Origin of the sequence: Comamonas nitrativorans, from assembly GCF_042654765.1 — a bacterium.
Taxonomy (GTDB): Bacteria; Pseudomonadota; Gammaproteobacteria; order Burkholderiales; family Burkholderiaceae_C; genus Comamonas; species Comamonas nitrativorans.
This window is the reverse complement of sequence record NZ_JBHSEW010000024.1, coordinates 1-9,242: the sequence shown is the minus strand read 5'-3', so window position 1 is coordinate 9,242 and position 9,242 is coordinate 1. Positions and strand designations below refer to the sequence as shown.

General features: G+C 52.6%; 8 protein-coding genes and 2 pseudogenes. All 10 read left to right on the top strand.

All coding sequences use genetic code 11. The annotated features are described in order from the left end of the window. Positions 1 to 482 (top strand): annotated as a pseudogene (locus ACFO3A_RS15590) (pilus assembly protein); the annotation flags it as partial. Next, positions 473 to 2,164, top strand: coding sequence for a polymorphic toxin-type HINT domain-containing protein (locus ACFO3A_RS15585; protein ID WP_377728228.1), 1,692 nt, complete (start codon positions 473 to 475; stop codon positions 2,162 to 2,164). The pseudogene ACFO3A_RS15590 and the gene ACFO3A_RS15585, both read left to right, overlap by 10 nt. A 24-nt stretch (positions 2,165 to 2,188) precedes the next feature. After that, entirely contained in the window at positions 2,189 to 3,589 is a 1,401-nt protein-coding gene (locus tag ACFO3A_RS15580) for a DUF6630 family protein (RefSeq protein WP_377728227.1), read from the top strand. Positions 3,590 to 3,700: 111 nt separating this feature from the next. Then, on the top strand, positions 3,701 to 4,234 hold the full coding sequence (locus tag ACFO3A_RS15575) for a hypothetical protein (protein ID WP_377728226.1): 534 nt from the start codon (positions 3,701 to 3,703) through the stop codon (positions 4,232 to 4,234). A 27-nt stretch (positions 4,235 to 4,261) separates the two neighbouring features. Beyond that, on the top strand, positions 4,262 to 5,659 hold the full coding sequence (locus ACFO3A_RS15570) for a DUF6630 family protein (RefSeq protein WP_377728225.1): 1,398 nt from the start codon (positions 4,262 to 4,264) through the stop codon (positions 5,657 to 5,659). Positions 5,660 to 5,759: 100 nt separating this feature from the next. Then, positions 5,760 to 7,241 carry a DUF6630 family protein gene (locus ACFO3A_RS15565; protein ID WP_377728224.1) on the top strand — a complete coding sequence of 494 codons (1,482 nt, stop codon included), beginning with the start codon at positions 5,760 to 5,762 and terminating at the stop codon, positions 7,239 to 7,241. Between the two features lie 54 nt (positions 7,242 to 7,295). Further along, positions 7,296 to 7,955 carry a hypothetical protein gene (locus tag ACFO3A_RS15560; RefSeq protein WP_377728223.1) on the top strand — a complete coding sequence of 220 codons (660 nt, stop codon included), beginning with the start codon at positions 7,296 to 7,298 and terminating at the stop codon, positions 7,953 to 7,955. Between the two features lie 54 nt (positions 7,956 to 8,009). Beyond that, entirely contained in the window at positions 8,010 to 8,228 is a 219-nt protein-coding gene (locus tag ACFO3A_RS15555) for a hypothetical protein (protein WP_377728222.1), read from the top strand. Positions 8,229 to 8,410: 182 nt separating this feature from the next. Beyond that, positions 8,411 to 8,881, top strand: a complete 471-nt coding sequence (locus tag ACFO3A_RS15550) for a hypothetical protein (protein WP_377728221.1) — start codon at positions 8,411 to 8,413, stop codon at positions 8,879 to 8,881. Positions 8,882 to 9,033: 152 nt separating this feature from the next. Further along, positions 9,034 to 9,242 (top strand): annotated as a pseudogene (locus ACFO3A_RS15545) (hypothetical protein); the annotation flags it as partial.

Here is a 9,242-nt window from a genome sequence, read left to right as displayed (position 1 = left end):
GAGCGATTCCCAACGCCAACCTTGGACTGCGCAGCCGCCAGGCTGTCAAAAGCAAATCGGGGCAAAACCTGCAGGATGCGAACGTACTCAAACTCAAGATCACCCACGGTTACGCATTGAAGGTGCCGCTGGCCAGCACCGTGACCCAGTTTTTGCTCAAGTGGGCCGACGATGGGCAAGACCCGTTTCTGAGCGAGCTGTATGCCCAGCGGCGCATTCCTTTAGTGACACACGTTACGGTGCAAATGCAAAGCGATGGGGTGGAAAGCACGAATCTGATTTCGATTCCAGGGCAAGGCAATGGCGGGCATCCGGTGGACCCTGGTTTTCTTGAGCCTCCTGGCAAGGCGCCGCCTGGATGCGTCACCGTTGGTTGCACCGTGATTGAGGATGGCTCAGGCGCGGGCAGCGGCCCCGGCGAAGGCAGCGGAGGAGATGACCCCGGCAATTCCGGCGATGGGTGGGCCGAACCATGTTTTTAACGAAATGCCTGCGTCGCCTGTGGGCGCTCCTTCTTTGCCAATGGCTCATCGCAGTCCTTATTGCCAGCGCTGGCACCAGCGCCTGGGGGCAGGAGCAACCGGCTTCTCCACCGAATGGCGCAGGGGGCATCACCGTCAAAATCTGCAAGCCTCCGCCCATGTGCTTTGGCAGCGCCGAGGCCAAGCGCAAATGGGCAGAAGAAAACAACTGCCGCTTCCTGGAAGACGTTTGCGAAGGCGAACAGCGTACCGATGGGGAGCTGAACCTTGTCGAACGCTGGATCATCAAGCCGCTGCTCGAACCGATCTGGGACTTTGCCGTTGGCTTCGTCAAAGGCATGGGCCAGCAGATCGATGACCTGTGGGCGCTGGTCTCAGACCCGCTGGAGACCATCCAGGGCCTGGGCAGCCTGATCAAATCCTTCATCGATGACCCCAAAGGCACAGCCCAGGCGCTGGCAGTTGCCATGGGCCAGGAAGTGGTCGATGACATCACCCGTGCCACACAGTGCGGCAGTTACGACCTGGGGTTGGTACTGGGGCGCAACATCAACCCGGCAGTGCTGCTCAAAATCGGCAGCAAGATTGCCAAATTCTCCGGGCCGCTGACCCACGACAAACTGGCCAGAGCTGCTATCGAAGCGTGCGCCAGCTTTGTGGCGGGCACGCCCATCCTCAGTGCCGACGGCAGCCTGATCGATATCGACCGCGTGACAGCAGGGCAAAGCGTACTCTCGCGCAACACCCGCAACTGGAGCGATGCGCCCCAGCAAGTGCGCCACACCTTCAGCCGCCAGGCCCCCGGATACCGGGAGCTGATCACAGAAGACGAAACCTATTACCTGACCGACGAACACCCGCTATGGGTACAAGGCTACGGCTGGAAACCCGTGCGGGACATTGCCGTCGATGAAGTCATCGCCGCCCAGGAAGGGGACGTACTGGTATTGGGCAACCGCGCGGTGGCCGAGCCAGTGCAAGTGTTCAACTTTGAAGTCCAAAACACGCCCAGCTACTTTGTGGGCGAGCGTGGGATTTGGGCGCACAACGCCAGTTGTCCTCTGCCTGTAGCGGGCAATGGCAAAAAACCCGGCCTGGGGCCGAAACGGCCAGCGCCCGACATGAGTGGCAAAACATCGGTGAAGGGCCCCGATGGCAAGGATATTAATTTGAACGAACCCGGCAAAAGTACCAATGCCAGCGCGAAAGGCTATGTTGGCGAGCGCCTGGTACGCCAGGACTTGGAGAATGCTGGCTGGAAGATGGTCCACGGAGTTGGCGATGATGCCAATTCGTTTACGAATTACCGTGGAAAACAGGGCATTGATGCCATTTATGAAAAGGATGGCAAATACATCATTGTGGAAGTCAAGACTACGGGTGCTATTGATCGACCAACTGTTGCTGAAGGATGCAAAGGCGATTTGTGTTTAACAAAGAATGGCGATCAGATGAGTGAGAACTGGATTAAACAACATTTGAATAAATTAGATGACTCGCCAGAAAATAAAAAAATCATTGATGAATTTAAGCAGCCAGGGAAAGTTGAGCGTGTTATTGTAGAAGTGGATGGACAAGGAAGTATCAAATATGGAACCGTAAAAACCCCTGATGGTGATTCTTTGTCGAGTGAGGGGAGTAGTGCGACAAGAGCTGTATATGGCGGCGCCTGGACTCCATAAAATCTTATATTTTAAAAATGCAGGATGAATAATATTATGAATTTAGAAAATTTATATAATTCTCTACAGATAAAAAATCATGAAGAAAATAGTTTTCGCGACCCTATGTCTAATATAAATCTTTATGAAAAATTATTAGAGAAAAACTTATACTATTTATCAAAGTGTATTGATTATGCAAAAGCTGATTTCAATCATCCAGAGCTTTTGGACGCAGGGCATCGCTGGGGTGTTATTCGGTCTGCTTTTTCTTCTATTATTATTATGCAGGATTTATTCTATTCCCGAGGGGATGGCATTGAAGTGGTGAGTCAACATCTTTCTGATGCACTTCTTTTTATTGAGAAATTACGCCCTCTTAGAATTCGTTTTGAAGCCGAAGCGAAGAATTTAGTAGAAGAGGAAGTTTCTTACGGTTTCTCTATTTTTACAACCCTTATTCAACAAGTATTTATGATCGTCCAAGACCCTAATACTTTGCGGCGTTGGATGAAGGTTACTGGGCATGGTCATTTTTATATCGGAGATGTGCTCGTTCGCAGTTTTACTCCAGATTGGCCCATTGCCAAGAAATACAGAAAGCTCGATCGTTACGACAATATCCGTATGCATCATGGCCTGCAAACGGTGTTATCTGCCCCGGACAAAGCAGGCAAACAAGCCGGTATCGAACGCTATATGGCCCAGTGGAACGGCATGATGCGGCCCTTTGGCTGGAAGCCCAAGCGCAACTATGACCCCAGGCCGGGCTATGGGGATGATCTGTTTTTGGCATTCGCCTATGAAGCCGCTTTGGTGGTGTGCGGTTGGGACTTGGACGACAGCGCTTTCCGTGACCATCCCTACTACCCCCGCGATCTGGTGGATTACTACCGCGCCCATGTGCGTCACACCCGCGATGCCTGGCGGCCCGAGGGCATCGGTGCCGGTATTCCGGTCATGCCCCCGCCACCGCCCAAGAAAATCGATCTGCATAAAAGCAAGGCCAAAGGCTACAAACGCTGGCTGGAACTGACCTGCGATGGCGATAAAAACGCCTGCACCGATACCCTGGAAGCCTTGGGGACGCTGCGCAGTCTGAAAAATTCCTGGGACGAGGTACTCGATCAACTCAGCGGCAACGGCCATGCCGTGCGGGCGGATTTAAAAGACCCCGATACCCTGCAAGCGCAAATCGATGCCTTGGCAACCCAACGCCCGCTGGCCGAGTTCACCCCGCCCGACGACCCACCGGCAGGCCCCGCTCGCTGCGAAATGCTGATGCAGCAAGCCCCCGCCTGGGCGGCTGCCCAGGGTTACACCTGGCAGGCGCTGGACGATGGGGGCGATAACTGGCAGGCAGTGCTGATTCGCAGCGAGTTCCATGCTGAATGGCTGGCGTTGAGTGCCGCCTTGCACTTGCCGCCGGGGTTGCTGGGCTTGTAATTGCAAGCAGATATTTATCCACTTTTTTATCCACCAAGAACTATTCCATCGCCATGACCTTGCGGTCATGGCAAAAATCCCGGCCTGGGGCCGAAACGGCCAGCGCCCGACATGAGTGGCAAAACTTCGGTGAAGGGCCTTGATGGCAAGGATATTGATTTGAACGAACCCGGCAAAAGTACCAATGCCAGCGTGAAAGGCTATGTTGGCGAGCGCCTGGTACGCCAGGACTTGGAGAATGCTGGCTGGAAGATGGTTCACGGGGTCGGCGATGATGCCAATTCGTTTGCCAATTACCGTGGCAAACAGGGCATTGATGCTATTTATGAAAAGGATGGCAAATACATCATTGTGGAAGTCAAGACTACGGGTGCTATTGATCGGTCAACTGTTGCTGAAGGATGCAAAGGCGATTTGTGCTCAACAAAGAATGGCGATCAGATGAGTGAGAACTGGATTAAACAACATTTGAATAAGTTAGATCATTCACCAGAGAAGCAAAAGATGACTGATGCGTTTGAAGGAGGGGAAATTCAGCGCGTTATTGCACAAGTTGATGGTGATGGACGGGTCAGTTATGGAAAAATTCAAACTCCAGGTAACGCCAGTGATAGGTCTGTTTACGGTGGTGAATGGGTGCCTTAATATCAAATATTGCAGAAGATAAAGAATATGGAAAATTTCATTCAATCTCTTTGTATTAATAGCATTGATAATTTTAATTATCGTGATCCTATACCAGACCCAATAGGGTACAAAAGATCACTGGAACATGAAGTTCATTATTTTTTAAAAAGCATGAATTATGCTCAAAATAAATTTAATGTTACTGAATTGCCGGAGATAAAAAACCGTGCTTTTGCAAGCAGATGGTTTCTTATTAGGTTTGATATAATTCAGAATTTTCTTTATGCCAATGGTACATCTATTGAAACACTGGAAAGACTTCTGATTGAATTACTTCCAATCACTGAAAAGGTACTTCACCTCAATATAGAATTTTTAGCGGAAGAAAATAAACTCCCTAAAGAGAATATTAAATATTCTTTTTATAAAATAATGATGCCAATCATTCAGCAGGCGTTGTTAATGGTGCAAGATACCACCATCTTGAAGCGTTGGATGCAGCTTACAGAGGGAGGAAACAGCCCCAATAGTTCTTACGTTGGCGACGTACTGGCCCGCAGCTTTATTCCCGATTGGCCCATTTCCAAGAAATACGGAAAGCTCGATCGCTACGACAATATCCGTATGCATCATGGCCTGCAAACGGTGTTATCTGCCCCGGGCAAAGCAGGCAAACAAGCCGGCATCGAACGCTATATGGCCCAGTGGAACGGCATGATGCGGCCCTTTGGCTGGAAGCCCAAGCGCAACTATGACCCCAGGCCGGGTTATGGGGACGATCTGTTTTTGAAATTCGCCTATGAAGCCGCTTTGGTGGTGTGCGGTTGGGACTTGGACGACAGCGCTTTCCGTGACCATCCCTACTACCCCCGCGATCTGGTGGATTACTACCGCGCCCATGTGCGTCATACCCGCGATGCCTGGCGGCCTGAGGGCATCGGTGCCGGTATTCCGGTCATGCCCCCGCCACCGCCCAAGAAAATCGATCTGCATAAAAGCAAGGCCAAAGGCTACAAACGCTGGCTGGAACTGACGTGCGATGGCGATAAAAACGCTTGCACCGATACCCTGGAAGCCTTGGGGACGCTGCGCAGTCTGAAAAATTCCTGGGACGAGGTACTCGATCAACTCAGTGGCAACGGCCATGCCGTGCGGGCGGATTTAAAAGACCCCGATACCCTGCAAGCGCAAATCGATGCTCTGGCAACCCAGCGCCCGCTGGCCGAGCTCACCCCGCCCGACGCCCCACCGGCAGGCCCCGCCCGCTGCGAAATGCTGATGCAGCAAGCCACCGCCTGGGCGGCTGCCCAGGGCTACACCTGGCAGGCGCTGGACGATGGGGGCGATAACTGGCAGGCAGTGCTGATTCGCAGCGAGTTCCATGCTGAATGGCTGGCATTGAGTGCCGCCTTGCACTTGCCGCCGGGGGTGTTGGGCCAGTAGGTGCAAGCAGATTTTTTATCCGCCAAGAAATATTCCATCGCCATAACCTTGCGGTCATGGCAAAAATCCCGGTCTGGGGCCGAAACGGCCAGCGCACGACATGAGCGGCAAAACTTCGGTGAAGGGCACCAATGGCAAGGGTATTACCATGAATAAATATTTTTCTATAATTAAAGAAATATCTGACAGTTATAGAGACTTTCCTCCTCGCGACCCAATGCCAGACTTTCATTTTTATGAAAATGAATTGAATTTCTTATATAAAGATATACTTCTTAAAAATCTTGAAGTATTGGAAATGGGATTTGATGTTGGTTTCTTGTCAGATGTAGCAAAAAAATTAAATTATACGCACAACTGTATCTTGCATGTGGCAGAATTTTGCTGCACCGCGTATAGTTCCGGTGTACCTTTGAATTTGTTGGAAGATTACATCAATAATTCTGTTTCTTTTGCTAAAAAAATTGGATTGTTCTATATAAAATATTGTGCTGAATATCTTCAGCAGTCCGAGGATAGTGTGAGTGGTAGGATATTGGATACACGCAGACTTGGAGGAGAGTTGCGATTTATATCGTTGATGTTTTTTGTTGCAAAAGACTCTCTGATTCTAAATAATTGGATGCAATTTGTCAGAGATGGAAAATCTGGTAGTTATGTGATAGATATTTTAATCAAGGCGTTTTATCCTAGTTGGGGAATACAAAAAACATATAATAAGTTAGAGATATATCATCGTCCAAATTTATTGATCTCGTTGCAAAAAGCACTTTCTGTACCAGATAAGGTAGGTAAAGAAGCGGCCTTGGCGCAGTACATGGAACGGTGGAACCATAGGATGAAACCCTATGGTTGGAAGCCTGAGCGCAAATACACTTGGTTGGATCGCAGCAAACCTAGGCCGGTCGACCATGACAATGGCTTTTATGAATTTGCCTACGAAGTGGCATTGGCCGTATGCGCCTGGGACTTGGACGACAGCGCTTTCCGTGACCATCCCTACTACCCCCGCGATCTGGTGGATTACTACCGCGCCCATGTGCGTCATACCCGCGATGCCTGGCGGACCGAGGGCGTAGGAGCCGGTATTCCGGTCATGCCCCCGCCACCGCCCAAGAAAATCGATCTGCATAAAAGCAAGGCCAAAGGCTACAAACGCTGGCTGGAACTGACGTGCGATGGCGATAAAAACGCTTGCACCGATACCCTGGAAGCCTTGGGGACGCTGCGCAGTCTGAAAAATTCCTGGGACGAGGTACTCGATCAACTCAGTGGCAACGGCCATGCCGTGCGGGCGGATTTAAAAGACCCCGATACCCTGCAAGCGCAAATCGATGCTCTGGCAACCCAGCGCCCGCTGGCCGAGCTCACCCCGCCCGACGCCCCACCGGCAGGCCCCGCCCGCTGCGAAATGCTGATGCAGCAAGCCACCGCCTGGGCGGCTGCCCAGGGCTACACCTGGCAGGCGCTGGACGATGGGGGCGATAACTGGCAGGCAGTGCTGATTCGCAGCGAGTTCCATGCTGAATGGCTGGCATTGAGTGCCGCCTTGCACTTGCCGCCGGAGTTGCTGGGCTTGTAATTGCAAGCAGATATTTATTCACTTTTTTTATCCACCAAGAACTATTCCATCACCATGACCTTGCTTCAGAAACTGTTTGGTAAATTTCAAGACAACCGTGCCACTCAGGCCACTTCGCAAGCGCCTGCTGCCTTGCAGCCGTCGGCCAACAATCTGGTGGTGCGAATCAAGCATCAGAATTTTTTGCGGGCGCTGCATGCGCATGGCGTGCCTGAGACGCAGATGCCCTACACCCAGCCGTTGTGCGGTGAGCTGATCGTCAGCTATGCGTTCGATATGCCGCAGGAGTTCATCATGGCCACGCCGGGGCTGTTGGAACAGGCGGGGGTAACGCCTGCGCAGGTGCGTGATCTTGCCGTGCAGAACACAGCCGTGCAGGTGAACGATGCTTCTGTGCGCATCATTCCTGACGATGGCGGTTGCCTGCTGCGTGTGGGCAATCCGGGCACGTTCACGAATCTGGAGGCGTGCTGCCTGCTGCACCCCGGCGCTCTTGCTTTGCTGAAAGAGGAGTTGCAGCCCGAGGGGCAGATGCTGCTGTGTGCCCCTACCCGTAACTATCTTTTTGCCCTGGACAGCGCCCGCCCGCAAAGCCATGCCAAGGCGATCGAGGCGGCGCAGATGATGTACGACGATGAAGAGCCGACGCACCGGCTTTCCCTGCAATGGATGGTGCAGGACGACGAGGGCTGGCAGGTTGTGCAGTTGGGTTGAGCGCCTGTTGCGCGTCACACCGAAGTTGTTGAACACGTTCTAAGGCAGAGAGCCATGTCGTCAAGCATTTCTTATCTTTTGGGCAATTTTTTGGGCCGTGTGCTGGTCAGTTACCTTTTGGTGTGGGGGGTGCTGTTTCTGTTCAGTCGCCTGAATTGGCGCATGGCCTTTGCCCGTAGCCGCCGCTGGCCTGGCATCCTGGCGGTTCTTGTGCTGGCGTTGCTGGGCATGGGAAGCGCGTTTTCCCGCTCTGCTGCTGGCAGTGGGTTGTAGATATGAGTGCAGTCCCCCTTGGTATGCACAAACCGTCAGCCCTTGAGGCGCGGCGGTGCCTGTTGTTGTCCCTGCTGGCATCGGCTGGCGGTGGTGTTTTGCCTGGACTGGCTTTGGCGCAGCAAACCGATACGTCCCCGCGCGTCACGCCATTCCCCCCGGAAAGCGGGTATTTGCGGCCCATGACCGTCCACAAGGTGAAGGCGCTGGGCCTTGAAATTTGGACGGAGGCCGAGCCAGCTTGGGAGACCGGGCTGCTGGCAGGCACCCCGCCGACCTTTACCGCGCAGTCGCCGGACAACTACACGCCGTCAGCCGCCATCACCATCAGCGCATGGCGCAGTGAGCGCGTACCGCAGCACTTGTTTGAAACGGTTGCCGATACCGCAATTCGTCGGGCTGGTCTGAACTATGGCCTGAACCAGGGGCAGACGCGGGCGATGGCGGTGCGCCCAGCCCGCTGGGGCATTTTGGAGGGCTTTGAAGGCGACTTTCAGGGGCGTGCGCAAGGCATGGCAATGGATGTGAAGGTGTTCGTCGGCCAGCAGGAAGGCAGATATCCGGTCGTTGGGCAGATTTATACCCAGGCGGGAAAGATGCAGAGCCTGCAAGAGGTGATCCGGCGTTGCTGGAGCAATATCACCTACCTGTAGATGCCCTGGATTTGGTACATCCAATGGAATGCTTGCTTCGATAAACAAAGCGCTTTGCGATTGAATCTATTGATATTCAGATAGAAATGATTATAAGTTTCTTTATTGGCAAGCGAGAACAGCTCTACTATTGATAGTAAACGAACATTCCCATGCCTGCACTGCACGCTGCTTTTTCAGCTTCACACCGCTCTTCTTCCCTTTCTTCTGGCGGCCAGCACGCTGCAAGACCGTCCCAGCGCGGCGCAGCCATGCTGGAGTTTATTTTTGCCGGCTCGCTCATCAGCCTGATCGGTACTGTGGCGCTGCAATACGTACTCATGTTCAACGCCAAGAACATCGTCAACCATGCCGGTTTCAT